Source organism: Mesorhizobium sp. WSM4830 (assembly GCF_055811495.1).
In genome coordinates, this window is record NZ_JBVVQI010000057.1 from 1 (window position 1) to 21,043 (window position 21,043).

Consider the following 21,043-nt stretch of genomic DNA (forward strand, 5'->3'; position numbering starts at 1 on the left):
TCGCAACCATACCTCTTCCCGCAGCATTGCTTCCAACACGGCCATCAAAAAGCTCGAGCCGCGCCAGTGAAGACTAGTGAGCGAAATGTAATGCCGCAGGGGAGACGACAATGAAGAAGTATGTCGCGGCCGCGTTGACGATCGGGATCACAGTTGGGCCTGCCTCGGCTCTTGAAGCAGGCGTGGGCGGTAGGGCGGGCGGTGTCGGGGTCGGTGCTGGAGTGAGCGCCGGTTCGCAAGGCGCATCCGTGGGGGCGGGCACGAGCGCCGACGGCGTAGGCGGAGCAAATGTTGGAGCTTCGGTCGGGGCAGATGACGGATCAGTCGACGCAGGCGTTAGTGCCAGCGGCAACGTTGGTGATACAAGCACAAGTGCCCCTGTGGGCGACGATCCGTCCGCCGAAAACGAAGCGGCTACCGCACCCGACAGTTCGACTGCAGTGACAGCCCCTTCTTCTGCCAAGACCGCTGGGCAATCCATCGTCCTGCCACCCGTCCTCAGGCCTTCCAAAGCCGGTGACGGTGACTCCACCAAGGGATATCCCTTTGTATCTCCGGGACCACTGACAGCGAAACCCGGTACGCCGATTGTGATCGTGCGAGCCTGCCGCACGGCGATCGTGGCCGCTGCGACGCCACTTGGCGCCGTCAATGTCCACGCGGTAAGCGCAGGCGCATTGCATCAAGGTCGGGGTGGACTCACGGCGCCGATCGAGGTGCGAATAGACTACGCTGGAAAAGGTGGCATCGAAGTCCGGCAGGCGCAAGTCAGTTGTCGCCTCAATGCGTCGGGCAGGGTCACTGCAATAGTATAGCACCAAGCCTGATCGCCAGCGCTGCGCACGCCGACAGCGGCACGATCCGCTTCGCCATCTATCTACAAAGCGGCCTTCTTCGGCGATGGCGAAGGTGAGGGCACGCTGACCTTCATGGTCGCCTTGTCCTATCTCCCCTCGCGGAATTTCGGGCCACCTCGCCTTCGGCGCCTCCAAGACGTATTGCTCGTGCGCCACTTACGCCGCGCTCGAGAAGTGACGGTCCTACGGTGCGGCGGGCGGCGGCGGCGCGCCCGGCAAAGGGGGCCAGGTGATCGTCATGACCAATGACAAATGGCGCTCAACTCGAACACTCGAAATGCAGGGAATGAAGTTCAGCCGCGAGTTCAAGCTCAACGTGGCGAGATAGGTGAAGGATTGAGGTGTTGCGGTCTCCCAGCAGCGCTACACAAATCGGTGCGCGATCTATCGGGCGATCCGCCGTATGCGTTTCCTGGCCACGGCCAAATGAAATCCGAACAGCGGGAGATCGACCGATTGCGCAAGGAAGTCGTGAAGCCGCGGGCGGAGCGCGACATCCTGAAAAGCCGCAGCCTACTTCGCGAGCGAAGTGATACGAGGTTCGCATTCATAGTGGGAGTCACGCGGCTGGACGCAAGATCTTTATGCTGCAATGCCGGACCAATGCCGGCGTCGGCTGGAAGCCCGCGATCGGGAAGTTCGTGATTTGAATTAAGCAAACTCGAAAAATCGCGCAGGACAGGCTCCGTCCTATTCGATCGCGGCGAATTTGAGCTCGAGGAGAGGTCAACCACTTCGACGAGAACGCCCAAACATATTGATGAAGGCTGCTGGGCTGCTTGCTGTCGATGTTGGATTTGCTGCATATTGTCGGTGCATGTGGTTATTGCTGCCGCCTGAACGAGATTGGCCGGCGCCCGTTTTGGAGCTTGGGGGCGGGCAGGCGCCGGCCGAGCGGACATCAGGTCCGCCTGGAGAACTTAACGGCGGCCACGCTCGCGCCTATGGCGTTATCGCGGAAGGCCGCACGGCAGCCCGTCACTGCATAACCTCACACGCCGGTCCGTCTGCGCCTACGATCGCAACCCTCAGCCCCGCTGGCTGTCTCAACACGAGCTGGCTATGGCTTTGCGACTGCCAGCGCACCAATGAGCGCCGTTAAGTAAGCAGCGCCTCGTCTAAATGACAGCCTTATGCGATCCTACCAGACTTGCCGATCGTACCAGTCGTCAATATCCTGCCGAACACGGTCCTTTTCGATACCATATCGTTCCTGGATCTTGCCTTCGAGCTGATCGCGATTGCCAGCGATGCGATCAAGATCGTCATCGGTAAGTTTGCCCCACTGTTCCTTGATCTTACCCTTGACCTGCTTCCAGTTTCCTTCGACCCTATTCCAGTCCATGACATATTCTCCATTGTTCTACATAAGGCAAAACGGTCGTCCAGCCTGGGAGTTCCGGGACGAAGATTTCCGATGTTCACGTCTCCAGTTGGGAAGGTGACGGCGCCAATTAGGAGATGGTGGGCCTTCGGGAGGCGCGTCGGCCTCCCCGACGAGGGCCCTTTGCCACACATCGAGAGGCGAGGCGGCGCCGTAGGCGAAGGCAACAACGAGCGGAGCGTGGACGTCAGCGAGAGGAGCACGGCAGTGCTGCGCAAGATCATTCATGTCGAAAAGTCCTCCCTGGCTTCGGGCCGCTAGGCCCGCCCTGCGGTAGCGACATGCCGGATCCGAATACATGGGACATTCAATACCCTGGCTGGGAGCTCGCTCCATGCCACGCGCATCGCCGGATTGAACCGGAAGAGTCCGGCCGCGTTGTCTGGTGACTGGAAGGGCAATTGTTGGAGATAGAAAATGGCGAACACTGGCACAACGCGTGGACGCAACCAGGACCGCGCAAGGGTCGCTGGTAGGCAGGACCATGAGATGAAGTATGAGGCGAGCAAGACCGGCGCCAGCAAAGCTGACGTCAAGTCGGCGGTGAAGTCGGTCGGCAACAGTCGCAAGAAGGTCGAAGACAAGCTGGGCAGGAAGTGAGCCTCGCCCGCACAGGACGCCGACCACGTTGGCGATATCAAGAGCTCGCGGTTCAGCGCGGAGGATAGGCCAAATTGCCCTATGACCGTCTGCCGGGAGGTTCTCATGAGAGGGCATGCACATGACCCGCATCGCCACCTTCAATGTGAACGGTGTCAACGGCCGACTGCCTGTGCTCCTGAAGTGGTTGCACGAAAGCGGCTGCGACATCGTGTGCCTGCAGGAATTGAAGACGTCGGACGACAAGTTTCCTGCCGAAGCGATCAGGGAGGCGGGTTACGGCGCGATCTGGCACGGCCAGAAATCCTACAATGGTGTCGCAATCCTCGCCCGCGGGATCGAGCCGGTGGAACGTCGACGCGGCCTGCCCGGGGATCCTGACGATACCCACAGCCGCTATATTGAGGCCGACGTGAATGGGATCATCGTGGGCTGTCTCTACCTGCCTAATGGCAATCCTGCGCCCGGCCCAAAGTTCGACTACAAGCTGCGCTGGTTCGATCGTCTCATCAGCTACGGCCAGCATTTGCTCCAAAACCGGGCGCCAAGCGTTCTGTGCGGCGACTTTAACGTCGTTCCGACCCCGATCGACGCCGTGGTGCCGAGCCGATGGCTGGGCGATGCGGTCTATTTCCCGCAGAGCAGGCAAGCCTATGCCAAAATGCTCCAAGCTGGCTGGATAGATGCCATGCGGCGCATCCATCCGGAGAAGGGCATCTACACCTATTGGAATTTCTCCTACCGTGGTGGCTACGATCGGAGTTCCGGTCTGCGAATGGACCATCTCCTGGTGAGCCCCTCTGCCTCCCATCGGCTGCGCGATGCTGGCGTGGATGTCGAGCTTCGCGGGTGGGAGAAGCCAAGCGACCATGCGCCGGCCTGGGTCGAGCTCAATTGACTGGGAGGAATGCAGATGGTCGAATTGGATGAAACATCGATCAACAAAAATCTCTTTGTGTGTGGCCGGCGGGAGGAGCCGAGCGGGGGAACCGCCAAACACAATGACCTGGGGGCAGCTCCGCTCCTCCTGCACCAGGATCACCCACTATATGCGTTCGCCGACATGCCACTGAACAGGCTTTGGAACATCGGGGAGATATTCCTCGGCTGCCAAGCCGCGGATGGCAGGGAAGCAAAGATCGTGTCTGGTCTGGACCAGTCCAAGGTGCAGAGCACTGCCAGGAAAGCGGTCCGGCATTGACGAAATTGGACCAAGGCCTGCGGTTTGGCCCGCTTCGTGAGCGCTGGGTCCACCTTTGCGTGGACATGCAACGGATGTTTGCCGAAACGACGGAGTGGCACACGCCGTGGATGGGGCCCGTATTGCCCAATGTCGTCGCCCTCGTCGAACTTGACCCCGCGCGGACGATCTTCACCCGGTTTATTCCCCCTCAATCTCCTAACGACGCCGGCGGCGCCTGGAGACGCTACTATCAAAAGTGGGAGACGATGACCCGTGATAGGCTTGATCCTCAGCTGATTGATCTTGTTCCAGAACTGGCGCGGTTCGTGCCGCCCGCTTTGTTGGAGGACAAACCTGTGATGTCCGCTTGGCACGGGTCACTGCATGCTCGCCTGCGGGCTGCGGGAATTGATTCACTGATCGTCTCGGGCGCGGAGACGGAGGTCTGTGTGCTCGCCTGTGTGATGGGAGCCATCGATTTCGGCTACCGGGTGATCATCGTCGCCGACGCGGTATGTTCCGGAGCTGACTCGACCCACGATGCCATGCTGGCGATCTATGAAAGCCGCTACGGCATGCAGGTCGAGACAGTGACCACCGCCGACCTCCTGGCCGCTCGACTGGACGGAATGTTGTGACATCGGGAGCACCTTGCGCATGGCAGAACAGGAAATGATTATCGACGCGTTGGGCTGGCGTGCGAACTCATTCCTCCCTGAATGCCCACTCACTTGGTCTTCCGCAGCGTACCCACTTGACCGGCCGCCTCAACATTCCAGGCACCTGGATTGCAGCCGGCCTGGCCGCTTTCCTTCGGCCGGTCGCAATTTAGACATGCGGCCGTTACGCGATGCTGGCTGGTTGTCAGATCCGCGATGCAAAACGTGAGATGCAGCTCCAGTTTTGGCGATGGCAGGCGCGCCGCATTGTTGATATCATCCGCACAGAACGGGCGCGCAAATGACATCGGATTCAGAGAAAGCTGAGGCGGTCGAGCAGTTGCTTGATACACCTGACCTTGCAACAGCACTCGAAAGCGAACAGTTCAAGAAATTCCTCGACCAGGTGCCGATCGCCATAGCTGTTTCGGACCTTACCGGTGAAGAGCGCGTGGTCTACGCCAATCCCGAATTCGAGAAACTGTCAGGCCTGACAGCCGCCAGGCTCACCCGAGAAAACTGGGCCGCCCTTTTAGGCACAGGCCTCCATCAGCAAAAGGACAGGGCGCTAGCCGAGGCTGTGGTCGAGGGATCCGATTTAGTCGGCACCTTCAGGCTGGAGCGCAGCGAGGATAAACCCGCGATCGTCGACGTTTATTCCAACGAGATAGAGGACGACAACGGCAAGGTCTGTTTCCGGCTGGTAGCCCTGGTCGATGTATCGGCTCACGGCGAGGCGGGAGATCAGCGCTCGGCCGAGGAGCTTGTCAGCGACAAAGACACACTCCTTCGCGAACTGCAGCACAGGGTGAAGAACAACCTGCAGATGATCACCGCACTCATCCGGCTGGAAAGCCGCAACGCTACCGAGGCCGACCGGAAACGGTTTGAGCGGCTCGCCGGTCGCGTCGACGCTTTGGCGATCCTCTACCAGACGCTAACGGCCGACGAGCCGAAGGAGGAGGTCGACCTTGGTGTGTATCTCAGCCAGATCGCGTCCGCGGTCATGAGCTCGCATGCGGTCGAGGGGATCCGGCTGGATATGAAGGTGGATACATATCCGGTGTCAATAAACGTCGCCATGCCGGCGGGACTGGTCGTAAATGAATTGCTGACCAATTCACTTAAGCATGCGTTCCGGGGCCGCGATGGCGGCACGATAACGCTGCACAGCATCGTCGATGGCGACGGCTGCCGGGTTATAGTGGCGGACGACGGAATCGGCCTGCCGGAAGGCGAGATGTGGCCCAAGCCAGGCAAGCTCGGAGCGCTGATCGCGCGATCGCTGACCGAGAATGCCAAGGCGCAGTTAGCCGTCGAGTCCAGCGCCAACAAAGGTACGAAGGTGACCATCGTTTTCAAGCGGTCGGCGGCAGCAAGCTGAACGATTGCCGTCGAACAGAGCAGGCCGGAGACTGGCTCACGTCGCGGCTTTGAGGAGGTGGCTGCAAACACGCCTCGGACGCCCTTCGCGGTCGAGAAGACGTATTGCGGCGCAACTCACCCAAAACGTCGATCCGCCCGAATTCCGCGACGATGGTATCGCCCATGCGCTCGACTTCAGAGCGATTTGTAGGATCGGTGCCCCATGAGACACGCGCGCTCCGAGTTACCAGCAGTCCGGACGCCGCCCACTCGGCACGCGCCGGCTCACGCGTCACGAGAACACGTCACAATCCTTTGCCGCGAATGCGCCTGCAGCCGCCCGCCCGATCCCACTGGAGGCGCCGGTGGTGTCCGCTGGGAAGCTGAAACGCTCTGCGCGTTTACCGCGAGCTTCATCGCTCCGCCATGATGGCGGGGGCACCTCACGCCTTCGCGCTCATCACGCGCGGGCTGGCAATTTGGCAGCGAGTCATCGCATTGGCCAATCTTGCCGAGGACGAAGGTCTAACCTACACATCAAATTGGTCCGACTATTCGTGGCCGGAGGCAACCGCGAATTGCGCTATCGGGACGTGAGAGCAAAAGCGTGATGCGTGCATTCGTTCGATTTTTTGCTGCGATTATCCTGACGCCGGGCGTGGCCAGTTGCACCGGTATTTCCTACTACGCGCAATCTTTGCAGGGCCATGTGCAGATCATGGCGGCGCGCCAAGACGTCGGAAAACTGATCAACGATCCTTCGACCCCTCAGATTTTGCGCGCCCGAATGGCATCGGCAAACGCCATACGACATTTTGCTATCGATGAACTGGCGCTGCCCGACAACAACAGCTACCGCAGCTATGTTGATGTTGGTCGCGACTCTGTGACATGGGCCGTCTTCGCCGCGCCGGAATTCTCGCTGACACCACGAACGTGGTGCTTTCCGGTTTTCGGCTGTGTTCCCTACCGGGGATATTTCTCCGAAAAGTCTGCGACTGAAACCGCGGCAGAGCTTCAAAGACAGGGCCTCGACGTCTATGTGACGGGCATCACTGCATATTCCACGCTTGGCTGGTCGAGTGACCCGCTGCTAAGCACGATGCTCACCCAAGATGGAACGTATCTCGCAGGGCTGGTATTCCATGAGCTGGCCCACCAGCGCGTCTACGTGCATAACGATTCCGCGTTCAACGAAGCGTTCGCGGTCGCTGTCGAAACAACGGGTGTGAGAAAATGGCTGCGCGTGACCGGCGATACTCTCGGATTGCGCCGTTACGAAGCCGACCGGAGGCGCAAGGCTGAATTTCTCGCGCTGGTGTCGCAGACCCGGGACGAGCTAAGGCATGTCTATGACGACAATGGTACTTCTGAGCAGAAGCGGGCCGCAAAGACGGCCGCGATCGAGCGGCTGAGGACGCGCTACCGTCAGATGCGCGACAAGCGCTGGGGTGGATACCGCGGATATGACGCCTGGTTCGATGCTCCGATCAATAACGCAAAGCTCGCCGCGACTTCTGTCTACAGCGATAGGGTGCCGGCCTTTCTCCGCTTGTTCGACTTGTGTTCGGGCGACTATCCACGGTTCTATGCAGCGGTTCGATGGCTTGGCGCGCTGGACAAAGATCGGCGTACCGAAGTGCTTGCCGGGGCAGACGCATGTTATGGGGACAGTCAAAGCTGACGGCCGAATCGGTCCTCTGACGTCATTTAGGCGTGAACTGACTGGGAGGTTTCGGACGGATGCCCAGCTATCGTGGACACCAGGGGCAGTGTTCTCTTCACCTCTTCACCCGGCCCGATCGCTCGGCGGGACTAGCGAATTAATCTGCGCAACAAAGATCTACCTTAACATCGAACATGCAGTGCATTGGAAGCCACTATCCGCTGCCAGCACCGGGCGCGCTGATCCCGGCACCGCTCCGCGATTCACCGCGAACGGTGCTTAGATCTCTTCACCGAGGAGTATTTTGGCCTCTTTGGCAGCGTTTAGAAATGCCTGGCGCGCTATCCTTGGTGGCTTTTCTCCGCGGATGACAGCAAGGCACGCTTTGATGGCAGTGAGCCGCGACTTGCTTGTCGGCTGAGGCCATTCCCTAAGCAAGATTTCGGCAGCGTCCGATACGGAGGCAACGACTCTGTCACGATCGATCCGGCCGGGCTGAACGACGACAGGCTTTCTGAAACGTGTAGTGGGCACGACAATCTCCAAACCGACCACCCATGGTAGATTCGACCAATCCTCAGCGCTAGCTCAAAAGTAAATGGGCGCCGAAAGTGTGTAAGCAGCTGTCCTGGCGGCACCTTTCGCGCGTGGATGTAAGGGACGATGTTCGAGGCCTTTGAGGGCTTCGACATGACGATTTCACAGTTTATGCTTAAGTCCAAGGACGAGGAGCCGCTCCGTCGGCTGGAGATCTTCACTGGTTCGGGTCGGCGGTGTGAGTGGCCGCCGGAGGAGAAGGCCCGGATAGTGGCGGAGAGCTACGAGGCGGGCGAGACGGTTTGTGCTGTGGCACGCCGGTATGGACTTTCCCCGCAGCAATTGTTCACCTGGCGTCGGGCTGCTCGCCGGTCGATGGGGGAGGCAGCGATATCGGAATCCATGTTCGTGCCGGCGGTGGTGACGGCAGCGCCTCCGAAGCCTGCGGCGAAGCATCGGCCACAGCCAAGAAAGCGGGAGCCGGCTCGAGACGCTGGTGTGATCGAGCTCGAGATCGACGGCATCGCAATGCGGGTGGGTCGTGGGCGGATTCGAAGACGGTTGCAGCGGTGATCCGTGCGCTGAGGGCAACGTCGTGATCGGGCCAACGGGAGGGGTCAAGGTCATGGTGGCGACGAAGCCGGTCGACTTCCGCAAGGGAGCGGAAGGTCTGGCAGCGCTCGTGCGCGAGGCGATGGGCGCGGATCCATTCTTATGCGTCGGGCGAGATTATGTGGCGGAGCCGCCCTGACCCCTTCGGACCGGCCAAAACCCAGCTTGCCTCCGCCACATAATATTTCATGCCTCTCTCATGGCGCGGGATTCCCCTGTGCCACAACGCCGGAGGGGAAGAATGCTCGAGTTCTATTTTCCTATTGTGGGGTGCTCAAGCGGTCTCCGGTACCCCCTTCGTTTCCCTCACTGCGCAGCCACCGTCCTGAATAGTCGGCCATGAGGCGCTCTGGGGGCGGTTGTGGCACCCGTTGGAGCCACAAAAACGCCCGAGGGATCGAGCAGGGTGAGCTTTAGTCAGAAGGTCCGAAACAAACAGCCCTACTGCATCTCTTGCGGTGGGGCCATGCCCGTCGTGGCGAGTAGCAGCAGGACGACTCGATCGGGGATGTCGACCGGCGTCGTTGCGCCGATCGCATCGATTGCGCGCCGAAGGTCATCCCATGCAAGGCGCGGCGGCATGTGGCCGAAGCCGACAAGCAGCGGCTCCAGGCGATGATGGAAACCGCCGATCCCGTGCTGCTGTTTGCTGGTATCCGCGCCGCGCAGGAGGAGCTTGGGCGGCGGGTCGATCGTCATGGCCTGAATGCGAAGATTGAGGAGCCGGCCGTTATCGATCTACAGCGCTTCGCCGCGAATCTGAAGACGGCCTGGAAGAGTGGCAAGACCCGACCAACGCATCGGCGGCCGTATCGGCGGACCAAACCCTATCCGAAGAGACCCAGCATGTACGAGCCGTTCGAGGCGCAGATCAAGGGATGGCTCGAAGAAGACCCGGCGCTCTCGGCAGCAAGTGTGTTGCAACGCCTGACAAAGATCGACCCCTCGCGCTTTAAGGAAAAGAACCTGAGAATGGTGCAACGGCTTGTGAAGGTCTGGCGCATGGAAGTGGCTGGGCTGATCATCCTCGATGGCGGTTGGATGAAGAGCTGGCCGCTATCTCCCTCCGCCGCGACAGATGGAGAAAGGGCCCATGTCGGCCCTATCGCGTTCGGTAACATTCCTCGGTGAGGCAATAGGGGGGGGTCAAATCCTCACTTCGCTTGACAACATTCCCTGGCCCACGCTCCCATACGAAACGTCTGTTGATCTTTCCTTAGTTCCCGACATTATACGGAACCGGTTTAGGTACAAAGATGGTTGAAGTCGAGAGAACTAAGCAGAGGTCGGATGCCGCCAGCAGCTACCTTCGAATGCTGCTTAGTTTATCATTAGAACGAATGCTGACGGACGAGCAAAAGTTGCTTAGGGGCCTTGAGCGGGCGGCAAGGAGTGGCCCTATGGCAACCTATTGGTTCTCCCCTCCGGTCCCAGTCAGGACTGAGGGTCGCAATACGACGCACCACGTCAACAACGCAGTGGCAGCAGCCAAGGAACTCTTAATGTGGACCAACCGTGGCCCTCAGTGGAATCTCGCGCTTCACGTCTGCGTCGCTGTGCTTGCCGACGAGATGGAACCTGAGGAGGCTCGGAAGGCATTCCTGGCTGCGGCCGAAGAGGAGGGGGTGGGTGCGACGCTCGTCTGATTAGCGCCAACAGGCCCAGATACCCGAGCCCCCACTTAGTACTTCGTAAGCGTCACGAGCACCGTACGGCTGTCCTTGGTTGGCAGAGGCAGGATTCAGATGCGGGCCGCTTTGACTCGCTTGGGCATGAAGTACGAGCGGATGGCGACGACCGCTTTTGCAACGGCTGCGACGCCCGCGTCGTCGAGACGGGAGTTCAGCCCCGTTGTATCCCGGATCGGGGCGATGATGTCGCCGGTCTTGGCATGGCCGTGGAGAACGGGGCGCCAGAGCCTTGTGGCGTAGCCGGTGGCAAGCAGGAAGGCGGTCGACCATTCGAAGGCGTCGAATGTGCCGTCCCTCCTGTCGCGCAAGGCGCGGACGCCAGGTCTCCGGCGTTTCGCCGAGCCCGACCGAGATGCGATTGTAGTTGGCAACCAGCGTCTGAACGGCGAGCGCCTCGGTCGTGTCTTCGAGCGCCATCAGCGCTTGCTCGCCTGCAAACAAAGGAATCCATTGGCGCGGGTCGATAAAGCGCGGACCGATGATGAGCGCCGTCAGATAGCCGTCGAGCCCATCCATGCCGAAGACCGGCGGATGCGGCCGCTGCTTGTGCAAGAACGTCTCGAAGGCCGCATCGTCCAGCATCGGGCGCGAAGGCGGAACTGAGCAAGCCGCGGCGGGCCGAGCGGCGACGGGCCCTTTTGACCGACGAGCGATCATGCCGCCACACGCTCCAGTTGGCCCCGTGCTTCCCGGTCTGCCTTCCAATTCCACGGCAAGAGCTCGTCGAGCCGATTGACCGGAATGGCACCCGAGACGATCTGCTCGAGCACGTCGGCGAGCCAGGTTTCGGGATCGAGACCATTGAGCCTTGCCGAGTTGACCAGTGATGCCAGCACCGCCCAAGTCTCGCCACCGCGGGCGGAACCGGCAAAAAGACTATTCTTCCTCGTCAGGCAGACCGGCTTGAGCGAACGCTCGACAACGTTGCTATCGACTTCGATCCGTCCGTCCGTGAGGAAGGCTGTCAGCCCATGCCAATGCGCCAGCGTGTAGGCGACGGCCTTGCCGAGCGACGACTTGGCCGAGACCTCATCGATCAGCGTCTCCAGCCGCTCCTTCAGTGCCGCCATCAGCGGAGCACTCTCGGCCTTGCGCACCGACAGGCGCTGCTCGGCGCTCCTGCCGCGGATGCATTGCTCGATCCGGTAGATCTCGGCAATAGCGGCGATCACCGCCAGCGCCTCGCTCGAGGCCGTCGTTTTGACCACCTCGACGAACTTGCGCCGAGCATGGGCCAGACAAAAGGCTAGCTGCAAGGGTGCGATATTGCTCTTGCGCCGCCGCTTCGCCAGGGTCTTGTAGGCCGCATAGCCATCCACCTGGAGAATGCCGCCGAACGTTGAAAGCTCCGTCTCGATCTCTCCGGTTCCCCGGCTTTCTGCAAACACATAGCCGACTGCCGGCGGTGCCGGTCCCTGCCAGGGACGATCATCGACGGCCTGCGCCCACAATTGGCAGACTTTCGTCCGCTTGCGTCCCGGATCAAGTCGCGGCAGAGGCGTTTCGTCACAGAACACCCGCGGCTGTGAGCGGATGAAGGCAAGCAGGCGATCGTAAAGCGGGCTCAGCCACCAGGCGGCCCGTCCGACCCAGCCGCCGAGCGTGCCCCGGTCGAGATGGATGCCGTAACCCGAGAAGATCTGCGACTGGCGATAGAGAGGAAGATGCCAGGCGAACTTTGAGACAACCACATGCGCCACCAGCGCCGTCGTTGCCATGCCCCCAATCCATTACTCGCGCTCGCGCCGGCGCCTGGACGACATGGGCCTCGCAGGCCCGGCAGGCGTATTTGGGCCGGATCGTGCGGATCACGCGCAGAAGTGCCGGAACGATATCGAGGGCCTCGCTGATATCCTCGCCGATGCGATGGAGGGAAAGTCCGCAACAGGAGCAGACTGTGCTCTCCGGCTCGATCACTTCCTCGCAGCGCGGCAGATGCTTCGGCAGGGCGCCTATGTTGCGCGATGCCGACCGGTGCTTGCGTCGCGGACGATCCTTGTCTTCGGCGGCATCGTCATTGGCCGCGGCCGGCACCTCGCAGAGGTCGCCGAGATCGAGCGCGATCTGCGTCGGATCGAGGACGGCCAGCTTCTCCGATTTTACCCCGAAGATCATCTGCCGAAGCAGATCGGCATAGACGCGCAGCTCCGCGTTCTCGGCTTCAAGAGCCAGAACGATTCTCTGCAGCTCGGCAGGATCCGATGGCAACGAATCAGGGCGGGGCGACATGATCAACCCTACCAAGTAGCCCCGAATCTTCAAGCAAATCCAGCCACTTCACGCCGCTCTGACCGGTCTTTTGACGTGCTTCTTCGCCACCCTCGTCCAGTCGAGGCCGGCCACCAGAAGGGCGAACTCCTCGCGCGTCAGTCGGACCTGGCCGTCGCGGATCGGTGGCCAGGTGAAGCGCCCGGGTTCGAGCCATTTCGAGGCCAGAACCATGCCGCTTCCGTCCCAAAAAAGAAGGCGCAATCTGTCGCCGCGCTTGGGGCGGAAGACAAAGACGTCACCGCAATAGGGATCGGCTGCAGGAGCCGAGGCGACTAGGGCAACGAGGCCATTGATGCCGCGGCGAAAGTCGACCGGCTGCGTCGCCACCACGACCTTCACGTCGCCGCCAAGCGCAATCACCGCCGCACACGCAAGGCATCCACGATGGCGGCCGCCAGGGCCGGATCGACCGAGCCCGTCAGGACGAGGCGGCTTTCACCGATCTCGAGTTCGATCCGACCGGTCGACCTGGGCGTCTCCTTCTTCCGTGCGTCACTATGCTCGAGCTGCCGCTCCTCGCCCGCGATCGTAATTGGCACAAACTGCAGAGCTGGCGTCGTCTCCGCAGCCGCCTTCGCCTGCACCAGCCCCACGTGCCGTCGCCAGACCGAAAGAAGACCTCGATTGATCCCCCAACGCCGCGCGACAGCCGAGATGTTGGCGCCCGGCTCCGCGCTTTCCGCAACAATCCGCGCCTTCTCCGCCGGCGTCCAGTTGCGCCGTTTCCGCCGGCCTGTGATCACCTCGACCCGGCGATAATGACTCTCTTCATGCCTGCCTTGATGACTGTCTTGATGACTGGCACTAGGGTCGTCCCACTCCATGCGCCTGCGCTCCTCGCAAAATCAGGCGGCAAATCTCCCCGGCGCATAGCCCCAAGGCAAGATGGGGTGCTCGTCACGCTCACAGTACTTCTGCAAATTATTTCGATCCCTTTCGGAACCCCTTTGCAAGGGCAGGCGCCGGGCTGTCCATGGGGTTTGATGGCGGAGCATCGCTGGCCCGCCAAGGTCCATAGCCGCCCTAAATTGCCCTCATGGCAACCCATTGGTTCGTCCCGCCGGTATTCGTAAGGACTGAAGCCGGTGACAGGCATACCTGCAACAATGCGAGGGCAGCCCTCGAGCAGCTAAAGACATGGACCCGGAGAGGACCTCGCTGGCACAAGGCGGTGACCCTCTGCCTGTCAGCCTTGGAGGGCGATCCGATTGACCCTCACGTGATACGAAAGGCATTTGAGGCTGCCGCTAAGGAGGCCAAGATGTATCTCTCCCCTGAGCGGTAGGCATCGTGGCTACCCATTGGTTCTCGCCTCCGAGTGGACCAACCGTCTATCTCGCCATCGCAATTGCGCTGTCCAGAGCGTCCGGCGAGCCATTCTTCACACACTGGGTGCTCGTGGATGTCCTTTGGAAGATTGCAGCCGGCCTCGTCATTGGCTGGCTGGGCGGAAAAGTCATGGGCTACCTTACGTTTCGTCTGCCGAAACGATCGGGCTTGTCAGAGACGAAAGACGGCTTTGTTGCGCTCGGGATCACCTGCCTTGCTTACGGCTCGACCGAAGTCCTTCACGGCTATGGCTTCCTTGCAGTGTTTGTTGCAGCAGTGGCGCTGCGATCCATCGAGCGGCAGCATGAGTATCATGAGAGCTTGCACAACTTCGCTGAGCAGACTGAGCGATTGCTGATGATGGTGCTGCTGGTCTGCTTTGGGGCAGCGATCGCTGAAGGGTCGATTTTTAGCGCCTTGAGTTGGCAGGTGATCGCCACTGCCGCCCTGGTGCTATTGGTTGTGCGACCGATCGCGGCATGGGTTGGACTGATTGGATTTCCGGCGTCATCACGCGAAAAGGCCGTCATTGCCTTTTTTGGATACGCGGCCTTGGATCGTTCTACTACTTGGCCTTCGCACTCGGGCAGGCCGAATTCGACGGTGCGACAACCCTTTGGGTAACAGTCTGCTTCGCCGTTGTGAGTTCAATTGTCATGCATGGCATCATGGTGACTCCGGTCATGCACCAGTTGGACCGCGCTCGTCGCTCTTTGCTGCCCCGTGCCCGAAGCAGGCAGGACTAATGTCCCCAGAGTCGGACTTTTTGCTGCAGGCGCTGCTAAAGTGCGGGATCCTGGCACGAACGCAGTCAGCGCCTCAATTTCGGCATCACGAACGCCGCATGGTGAGGCACAGCATTGCCTGCGCAAAGACGCAATGAAGCCCGCCACCTTGCGAGTGACGGGCTCCCGGGGCGCAAAAGCCAGGAGAGTGTTTTGTCTGAGCCGCACGGCCCAATCCGACACTCCCAATCAGTCTCCTTAGCGTCGCGCAATAAGCATGCAAAGTTGCCGCAGATCGCTGTCATACGTCCCTTCGCTGCTGAGTATGTCGGCACAGCGCTTTTTCATGCGGATCAATTGGCTGCTCGACAGCTGGGCCACCACGGTGGGCATGCTGGGTGTGCCAGCCGTCCCGGGTGTCCCTGATCCTGCGGGAGTGCCTGGGGTTCCGGGAACGGTCCCGCCACCGACGCCGACACCAACGCCGACACCACCTGTGCCCAGGACATTGGCTCCTACGCCTGCCGTAACGCCGCGAGTGCCGCCTATGGTAGCGCCAGCGCCAGCCGTCACGCCGCGAGAACCGCCGATGTTTGCGCCTGCCCCAGCGGTCACACCATTCGTCCCGCCCATTTTGGCACCCGCGCCGGCGTTCACTCCGCCGCGGCCAGCAATCGAAGCGCCGGCTCCCGCTCTAATGCCATCACTGCCGCCTATCGATGCACCGAGACCGGCCTTGATGCCGGCGCTGCCACCAATAGCTACACCAGCACCGATGCCAACACGGGCCGCGCTGGAAGGCAAGGAAAGAGATAAAATAAGTGCGCAACCTGCCAAAACTGTGGCGAAACTCTTGGCAATATTTGCCATCACACTCTCCTTCGGTAGTTATCTCTAGCAGCAGTTTGAATACCTGCTACTTGGGCGATAACGAACTCAGAGGGGTTTTTAGTTGCTTGCGCGCGACTGTGGTTGAAATTGTTGCTTACGGGTAGAAAACCACTCCGATTCAATTTGAACGATTTTGAATGGAAGGTTTCGAGGCTGCTGGGGACGCTTCACTATTCGTTAAGCATGTTCGAGGCCGTGATGGGACTGTCTCCAAACGTTCGTCGACCCGTGTCGAAGCGCTGAAGCGCTCGGTAGGCGGGTGGTATGCATCACCTGCCGGTAAGTGTCGCCCTCGCCATTTCGCTTGTCGTCGGTCTGGGCGTGGCGGCGATAGCGTCAAAGTATCAGACGGAACGCTGCGGCATTCGATGTGTAGGGCACGCGCTAACCTGGGGAGGGTTGGACAGCAGGGAGGCTTTGAAACCCTAATCAGAAGGCGTAAGGACCCCTCCTTCGTGGCAGCAGCCTCGAACGCCTTACGGGTTTCATCAGGGGTCACTCGGTCCTCCATAGCGTCGATGCATATTTGCACCGCCTTCCGCCACTTGGGTCCCATCTTGGTCCACTTCAGGAGTTCCTCGGCGCACGCTCGACATTGTTGCAGCCGTAGGTGACCCCGGGTCGGTCGGTCTTGACGTTGATGGGAGGGGAGAACCAATGGGTTGCCATAAGGTGGAAGTTAGAGCGGGACGAGCCTGCCGACTAACTCAGTTGTAGTCTGCGATAATGGAACAACCCAGGCCCTCGGCAGTTTAGAAATCGCAGCGGTCAATTCTTCGTGGATGCAGCCGCTGTTGGGTCCGCCAGCTTTCTCACGAGTGGCGGGCCCGCCTTTGTGGAGGGGCTAACGTCCCCTGCTCATTAGCGGCAGCCAGGAATGCCTTGCGGGCCTCCTCCGGTTCCATTTGGTCGGAAATCACGGCGATGCAAACGCGCACCGCGAGGTTCCACTGAAGGCCATGGTTGGTCCACTTCATGAGTTCCTCAGCGGCGGCTTCAGCGTTGCCGACCTTGCGCGTCGAACCGCTACCCTCGGTCCTGACAGGGACCGGCGGGGAAAACCAATGGAGTGCCATGCAGGGTCACTCTTTGTCGGCCCGATCAAGTTCCTACAACAAATCCCTTTGCTCAGCCGGCAGCTCCTGTTCTACAGGCAGATCTAGCATGGCGCGAAGGTAATTGCGGATTACCTCTGAAGTGATCCAACGCCGCACAAAGGCCGCGCCGGCCAGGGGGAAAGACCATGAAAACCGCCATCACAGTACTCATTGTTCTGCAAGTCGCAAATTTGGCGGCCACGCTTGGGCCCGATTACTTTGGTCGTCGCCGCGCCACGGCTATTCGCTGCCTGATCTATGCCACGCACGCCATGGGCGAGCCGAAGGCTTGCACGGAGGCATTTCCACGGCCCGAGCTGCCATAGGACGCGCGTGCCTAGGCGCGACCCGGCGAGCGTCCCGAGGAAACAGGCCACAAATGAGCCCGCGCGCATGGTTTGCCTTCAGTGGGACGATAGTCACCAGAGCGCGTTCATGTCAGCCAGCATAACCGCACGGGCAGCCCTTCGGCGGCTGCCACTATATCCACCCGCGCTCCCTTGACCGTGTACCTAATTCTCAGGGGAGAGGTACATTTTGGCCTCCTTAGCGGCAGCCTCAAATGCCTTTCGGATCACGTGAGGGTCAATCGGATCGCCCTCCACAGCCGACAGGCAGAGGGTCACAGCCTTGTGCCAGCGAGGTCCTCGCCGGGTCCACGTCTTGAGCTGCTCAAGGGCTGCCCTCGCATTGTTGCAGCTACGCCGATCACCGGCTTCAGTCCTTACGAACACCGGAGGGACGAACCAATGGGTTGCCATGAGGGGAATGTAGGGCGGCTAGGGAGTTTCGTCGTCTCTGACCTTACCAATCGCCTCAAGTAATGAAGCTAGGGTTGGGGTTAGCTCTGTTTCGACTGGCCCAAACAGCTTCTGTACATGCCGACGATTGTCTTCGGTGCCGATCAACTCCCGAACGGCGTCTGCAAGGGACCTATGCCCAGCTTTGTCGCGCTTTGTCATGTCGGCCGAGGTTCCCCGCCTATCGCGCAACTCGCAGGTCAGGGAATGGTTGCATTAGGCGTCAGGAATGTTTGGGAACTGGGCTCGGGTGCCTGACCCATTCAAGCGCTACGCATGGCAGGAACTTGCTGGAAGAGCCGGCTGCCCACACAGTCGTAGCGCCACATGTATTCGGGGAACAAATGCAGGCCCTCGCGGTTAAAGATTCGCAGGGGTCGATCCGTCTCGGTGCAGCCGCTGTGGGGTCCGTCGTCTATCCCTCCGTGGCGGCGGCCCCCTCTAGCTGAGCCCAATGCCAGATCGCCTGACCTTCAAGTCGCACGACCCAGAGCGGATGAAACTACGGCCGCTTCCGTTCCCGGCAGTTCGAACAGCATGGCCAGATGCCGACACTCGGCTTCGTCCACGATCAGCTCCTCGATAGTCGCGATGGAAAGATGGCTTTTGAGGCGCAGCCGGACAACCGCCGCGAGTTTGTGAACGGGGACCGGTACTGCCCAAGCGTGATGATCTAGCAGACTATTGATCTCAGCAACTACCTTTGGATCGACGGCATGGGGTAATGGCAGCATGGAAGCCTCCCGTTCGGGAGAATAACTATAAGCCGATGGGGACGATGAGTCTGGCAGCGTACGTTTTTAACCAACACCTTGGGCAGTTCACGGCCAACACGTACCAACTCTTTGTCGACCTGATCAATTTCATCAAGCAAAGACCTATGCTTACGCGGCAGGTCCTCTTCTACCGGAAGATTTAGCGACTTGCGAAGGTAGTCCCGGATGGCTTCTGCCGTGATCCACCGTCGTATAAGGTCGGCGATAACCTTCTGCTTCCTTTTGTCGACCTCAACCATGGCCGATCCTGCACACTACATACAGGCAGCTTCGTTGGAGTTCTGGCCTACCGGTGGTTTGGCGCGCATCGCGCTTGTCTCGTTAACTTCTTGATCACTCATCTGGGGCCGGGCGGCTAGCTGGGCCAGCAACTGGCGCGATGCTTCGATTATCCGACCGTCTCTTCGATAGTCGAAGGACGGTCGTCCACGTGACGCCACGCCCGCGTTTGGTATAACCGGGCACCTTCAAGGCGAAGACGATCGGGTTTCCCATCGATTCATTGTCTGATGCGCGCTATGCGGTTCAGTTCGAAGTTGACCACGATCTGGACTAGCTGGTTGCCTGCTTCGTCGCGGACTAGAATGCCAGCCTCGTGGTAGGTGCCATCGGGCAGCTTTTCTCTTGCGATTTCAAGCAGCGTTTTTGCTGCCTCGTCCTCCGCAGATTCCAGGCTCGGAAGCTCTGAACCTTCAGGGTCTGGGAAGGTCTCTCCATTGCTGGACAAGTCGAAAAAATAGCGCGGCATCAATCCTAACTAGGATTGCCGGACAATGTTCAATGTCTGTTTTTTACATACAAAGTGCTAATCCACCATGTCCCGCAGGGACTTCTTGCGTTTCGGCGGCCTGTATTTTTCAACCAGCCTGACCTTGTCCATGTCGATCGTCACCGGCGGCCCCTGGCGTCCGTCTGGTACCCCGTCAGGGGGGCCTATGCGCGTCTCGCGCGAGCAATGGCGATCTGCGCTTACATTCGCAGATCGCCGCCTCCAGAGCCGGTCACACCCAAACAGACGAGGCCGTGCAGTCTGGCGACAAGAGCACGGTACCCAATTCCCCCGTAACGGAATTCGAGGTAGGGGAGGCCCACCGGTATGGGACCCAGTTCACACCTTCGGCGATGCGATGAAGCTGATTTCTCAGGCCGCCGAATAGCCATGCACCGGTTCATGCGTCCCTTCACTCGCATCTCCCGCCCCTTTGCTCCGATGCACTTCGATGCCCGAACATCCGGCTGGAGGTTTGATCCCAATGAGATCGCGATCTTCGAATTATCGGCGCGCTGGCACCATGGATCTGAGCCCCGAGCCTGATTCCGGCATCCTCAACCGACTGCCAATGTCACTGGCAGCAAAAGCTACGCCAGATCATCGCGATGGGGCATTTGCTGCGGCGGCGGAGCAGCAGATGTCAGGCGTTCAAGATTTTCGCTTCCTTGGCGGCGGTCAGAAATGCTACGCGGGCTACCTCCGGGGCGCTTCCGCCCCCGAGCACCTTCATGCAGGCCATTCGTGCCTGGATGCGGCACCCGGTCTCTCCAATTGGCCAATCATACAGCAGCATTTCGGCGGCTTCGCGGGTGCTCGAAACACTGACTTTGCCCGAGGACAGCAATACGGTCACGGGTTTTTCGAACGTGCCGACGTCTCGTTCGCTGGTCATGTTCTGGGTTTCCTTTCACGATGTCCCGACGACCCTACGGGCGAACACCACATATCGTTGCGTCACGATTGACTCGGTGCGCGAACATTCTGTGACAAGCTCCTTACGACTGCATGCCTTTGGGGCCTGGCGACAACCGACGCTGGCGGCATTCCTGCCGCCATTGCCGAGGGTGAGGATGTTGGTCCTCGGCCTCGACATCGAATTCGCTTGGTATGAGCCCGGCTCATCGCTCTCGTCGATCAAGACTGGCCTGATCAAAGCCGTGGCGAGAACGCCGAGGAGAAGGGATCGGTCAGTTGCCAGCTTCGCGACAGGCCCGACTTCGTGGCGATCGAGCAGCCGATGGGCAACATGGTCTCATTCAAAACATGGTCTCATTCAAGGAGACCGCCAGACGCTTACGGCCCCAGTGACAAGCAAACCAGTAACCCGAACGCGTTGCAGCGCGAGGGGCTGGTCTGCGCCGCTGCGGCAATCATCAGCGGCGGCTACGGTATCCGCCGGGAAACAATCCCGTTGTCGACGTAGCGGAAGCGTTTGCTCGGCATGGGCTGCTTGCCCGCCTTTGACCACGCCATGTGGAAGCGCACTGCGGTCGAGCGCTGCCGGCCGCCCAAGACGAAGAATGCGGACGCCGCATAAGCCGTCGGCTTAGCGACGACCAGCGAAGCGCGTCACGGGTTCAAAATTGCGAGGGCAGCGTCACCTTACATCAACTTTACGCCGCCGAGGCGAGGGACTGTATGGCGCGGCGATCAGGATGAGACGGCGGCGACAATCTAGATGAGACTCTTATGTCGCGGTCGGTTGGAAGTTATCATGGTGATTGTCGCTGGCAAGAGCTTTGCCGGTTTCAGATTGCCGCTCCGCGACAAGTTCCTGGGTGTTTTTGATTGTCGCGTATGAGGCTGGTCTGCCGCGCTGGCGTTTGGC

23 protein-coding genes and 4 pseudogenes are annotated in these 21,043 nt (G+C 60.2%); 14 read left to right on the forward strand and 13 right to left on the reverse strand.

What is annotated here, in order from left to right:
• Window positions 1-1,220: 1,220 nt before the first annotated feature.
• Window positions 1,221-1,409, forward strand: a pseudogene (locus AC0L2Y_RS33285) (transposase); the annotation flags it as partial.
• Between the two features lie 589 nt (window positions 1,410-1,998).
• Here AC0L2Y_RS33285 and AC0L2Y_RS33290 read toward each other — a convergent pair.
• Complete coding sequence (locus AC0L2Y_RS33290; protein ID WP_352478587.1) at window positions 1,999-2,202, reverse strand: CsbD family protein; 204 nt, start codon at window positions 2,200-2,202, stop codon at window positions 1,999-2,001.
• 456 nt (window positions 2,203-2,658) lie between these two features.
• On the opposite strand from AC0L2Y_RS33290, the gene AC0L2Y_RS33295 reads away from it, so the two are divergent.
• From AC0L2Y_RS33295 to AC0L2Y_RS33320, 6 genes are all read left to right on the forward strand, one after another.
• Window positions 2,659-2,841 (forward strand): DUF3606 domain-containing protein, encoded by a 183-nt coding sequence (locus AC0L2Y_RS33295; RefSeq protein WP_473562179.1) that lies wholly within the window; start codon window positions 2,659-2,661, stop codon window positions 2,839-2,841.
• A gap of 121 nt (window positions 2,842-2,962) precedes the next feature.
• On the forward strand, window positions 2,963-3,739 hold the full coding sequence (gene xth, locus AC0L2Y_RS33300; protein WP_473562180.1) for an exodeoxyribonuclease III: 777 nt from the start codon (window positions 2,963-2,965) through the stop codon (window positions 3,737-3,739).
• A 15-nt stretch (window positions 3,740-3,754) separates the two neighbouring features.
• On the forward strand, window positions 3,755-4,042 hold the full coding sequence (locus AC0L2Y_RS33305) for a hypothetical protein (RefSeq protein ID WP_473562181.1): 288 nt from the start codon (window positions 3,755-3,757) through the stop codon (window positions 4,040-4,042).
• Window positions 4,039-4,662 carry a cysteine hydrolase family protein gene (locus AC0L2Y_RS33310; RefSeq protein WP_473562182.1) on the forward strand — a complete coding sequence of 208 codons (624 nt, stop codon included), beginning with the start codon at window positions 4,039-4,041 and terminating at the stop codon, window positions 4,660-4,662. Before AC0L2Y_RS33305 ends, AC0L2Y_RS33310 begins: the two co-directional genes overlap by 4 nt.
• 322 nt (window positions 4,663-4,984) lie before the next feature.
• Window positions 4,985-6,067: a sensor histidine kinase gene (locus AC0L2Y_RS33315; protein WP_473562183.1), complete on the forward strand. Its 1,083-nt coding sequence runs from the start codon at window positions 4,985-4,987 to the stop codon at window positions 6,065-6,067.
• Between the two features lie 591 nt (window positions 6,068-6,658).
• Window positions 6,659-7,732 carry an aminopeptidase gene (locus tag AC0L2Y_RS33320; RefSeq protein ID WP_473562184.1) on the forward strand — a complete coding sequence of 358 codons (1,074 nt, stop codon included), beginning with the start codon at window positions 6,659-6,661 and terminating at the stop codon, window positions 7,730-7,732.
• A gap of 261 nt (window positions 7,733-7,993) precedes the next feature.
• On the opposite strand, the gene AC0L2Y_RS33325 is transcribed toward AC0L2Y_RS33320, so the two are convergent.
• Window positions 7,994-8,269: a DUF982 domain-containing protein gene (locus AC0L2Y_RS33325; protein ID WP_473562185.1), complete on the reverse strand. Its 276-nt coding sequence runs from the start codon at window positions 8,267-8,269 to the stop codon at window positions 7,994-7,996.
• A gap of 108 nt (window positions 8,270-8,377) precedes the next feature.
• On the opposite strand from AC0L2Y_RS33325, the gene tnpA (AC0L2Y_RS33330) reads away from it, so the two are divergent.
• The 4 genes and pseudogenes from tnpA (AC0L2Y_RS33330) (at window position 8,378) to AC0L2Y_RS33345 (ending at window position 10,509) form a co-directional block, all read left to right on the forward strand.
• Window positions 8,378-8,824 carry an IS66-like element accessory protein TnpA gene (gene tnpA, locus AC0L2Y_RS33330; protein WP_473562186.1) on the forward strand — a complete coding sequence of 149 codons (447 nt, stop codon included), beginning with the start codon at window positions 8,378-8,380 and terminating at the stop codon, window positions 8,822-8,824.
• A gap of 52 nt (window positions 8,825-8,876) precedes the next feature.
• Window positions 8,877-8,963 (forward strand): annotated as a pseudogene (gene tnpB, locus AC0L2Y_RS33335) (IS66 family insertion sequence element accessory protein TnpB); the annotation flags it as partial.
• 482 nt (window positions 8,964-9,445) lie between these two features.
• Window positions 9,446-9,994 carry a hypothetical protein gene (locus tag AC0L2Y_RS33340; protein ID WP_473562187.1) on the forward strand — a complete coding sequence of 183 codons (549 nt, stop codon included), beginning with the start codon at window positions 9,446-9,448 and terminating at the stop codon, window positions 9,992-9,994.
• Window positions 9,995-10,263: 269 nt separating this feature from the next.
• A complete protein-coding gene (locus AC0L2Y_RS33345) occupies window positions 10,264-10,509 on the forward strand; it encodes a DUF982 domain-containing protein (RefSeq protein WP_473562188.1) in 246 nt (81 codons plus the stop codon).
• A gap of 95 nt (window positions 10,510-10,604) precedes the next feature.
• Here AC0L2Y_RS33345 and AC0L2Y_RS33350 read toward each other — a convergent pair.
• From AC0L2Y_RS33350 to tnpA (AC0L2Y_RS33365), 4 genes and pseudogenes are all read right to left on the reverse strand, one after another.
• Window positions 10,605-11,136, reverse strand: a pseudogene (locus tag AC0L2Y_RS33350) (UPF0149 family protein).
• A gap of 71 nt (window positions 11,137-11,207) precedes the next feature.
• Window positions 11,208-12,783, reverse strand: a pseudogene (gene tnpC, locus AC0L2Y_RS33355) (IS66 family transposase).
• A gap of 48 nt (window positions 12,784-12,831) precedes the next feature.
• Window positions 12,832-13,185: an IS66 family insertion sequence element accessory protein TnpB gene (gene tnpB, locus AC0L2Y_RS33360; protein ID WP_473562189.1), complete on the reverse strand. Its 354-nt coding sequence runs from the start codon at window positions 13,183-13,185 to the stop codon at window positions 12,832-12,834.
• Window positions 13,182-13,649, reverse strand: coding sequence for an IS66-like element accessory protein TnpA (tnpA, locus tag AC0L2Y_RS33365; protein WP_473562190.1), 468 nt, complete (start codon window positions 13,647-13,649; stop codon window positions 13,182-13,184). The genes tnpB (AC0L2Y_RS33360) and tnpA (AC0L2Y_RS33365) overlap by 4 nt, the downstream gene beginning before the upstream one ends.
• Window positions 13,650-13,861: 212 nt before the next feature.
• On the opposite strand from tnpA (AC0L2Y_RS33365), the gene AC0L2Y_RS33370 reads away from it, so the two are divergent.
• Together AC0L2Y_RS33370 and AC0L2Y_RS33375 are read left to right on the forward strand one after the other, a co-directional pair.
• Entirely contained in the window at window positions 13,862-14,110 is a 249-nt protein-coding gene (locus AC0L2Y_RS33370) for a DUF982 domain-containing protein (RefSeq protein WP_473562191.1), read from the forward strand.
• Between the two features lie 5 nt (window positions 14,111-14,115).
• Window positions 14,116-14,778, forward strand: coding sequence for a cation:proton antiporter domain-containing protein (locus AC0L2Y_RS33375; RefSeq protein ID WP_473562192.1), 663 nt, complete (start codon window positions 14,116-14,118; stop codon window positions 14,776-14,778).
• A 359-nt stretch (window positions 14,779-15,137) separates the two neighbouring features.
• Here the strand turns inward: AC0L2Y_RS33375 and AC0L2Y_RS33380 are convergent, their stop codons facing one another.
• The 3 genes from AC0L2Y_RS33380 to AC0L2Y_RS33390 all read right to left on the reverse strand — a co-directional run bounded on the left by AC0L2Y_RS33380 (window position 15,138) and on the right by AC0L2Y_RS33390 (window position 16,846).
• Window positions 15,138-15,749, reverse strand: a complete 612-nt coding sequence (locus AC0L2Y_RS33380; RefSeq protein ID WP_473562193.1) for a hypothetical protein — start codon at window positions 15,747-15,749, stop codon at window positions 15,138-15,140.
• 139 nt (window positions 15,750-15,888) lie between these two features.
• Window positions 15,889-16,428 carry a DUF982 domain-containing protein gene (locus AC0L2Y_RS33385; protein ID WP_473562194.1) on the reverse strand — a complete coding sequence of 180 codons (540 nt, stop codon included), beginning with the start codon at window positions 16,426-16,428 and terminating at the stop codon, window positions 15,889-15,891.
• 154 nt (window positions 16,429-16,582) lie between these two features.
• Window positions 16,583-16,846, reverse strand: a complete 264-nt coding sequence (locus tag AC0L2Y_RS33390; protein WP_473562195.1) for a DUF982 domain-containing protein — start codon at window positions 16,844-16,846, stop codon at window positions 16,583-16,585.
• Between the two features lie 167 nt (window positions 16,847-17,013).
• Between AC0L2Y_RS33390 and AC0L2Y_RS33395 the strand changes: the two genes are divergently transcribed.
• The gene (locus AC0L2Y_RS33395) at window positions 17,014-17,193 is read left to right on the forward strand and encodes a hypothetical protein (RefSeq protein WP_473562196.1); all 180 of its coding nucleotides are present in this window, start codon (window positions 17,014-17,016) and stop codon (window positions 17,191-17,193) included.
• Window positions 17,194-17,379: 186 nt separating this feature from the next.
• Here AC0L2Y_RS33395 and AC0L2Y_RS33400 read toward each other — a convergent pair whose 3' ends face one another.
• The 4 genes from AC0L2Y_RS33400 to AC0L2Y_RS33415 all read right to left on the reverse strand — a co-directional run bounded on the left by AC0L2Y_RS33400 (window position 17,380) and on the right by AC0L2Y_RS33415 (window position 20,107).
• Window positions 17,380-17,628 carry a DUF982 domain-containing protein gene (locus AC0L2Y_RS33400; RefSeq protein WP_473562197.1) on the reverse strand — a complete coding sequence of 83 codons (249 nt, stop codon included), beginning with the start codon at window positions 17,626-17,628 and terminating at the stop codon, window positions 17,380-17,382.
• Between the two features lie 512 nt (window positions 17,629-18,140).
• Entirely contained in the window at window positions 18,141-18,401 is a 261-nt protein-coding gene (locus AC0L2Y_RS33405; RefSeq protein WP_352671676.1) for a hypothetical protein, read from the reverse strand.
• 541 nt (window positions 18,402-18,942) lie between these two features.
• A complete protein-coding gene (locus AC0L2Y_RS33410) occupies window positions 18,943-19,191 on the reverse strand; it encodes a DUF6894 family protein (RefSeq protein ID WP_473562198.1) in 249 nt (82 codons plus the stop codon).
• 664 nt (window positions 19,192-19,855) lie between these two features.
• On the reverse strand, window positions 19,856-20,107 hold the full coding sequence (locus AC0L2Y_RS33415; RefSeq protein ID WP_352671670.1) for a DUF982 domain-containing protein: 252 nt from the start codon (window positions 20,105-20,107) through the stop codon (window positions 19,856-19,858).
• Window positions 20,108-21,043 lie beyond the last annotated feature (936 nt).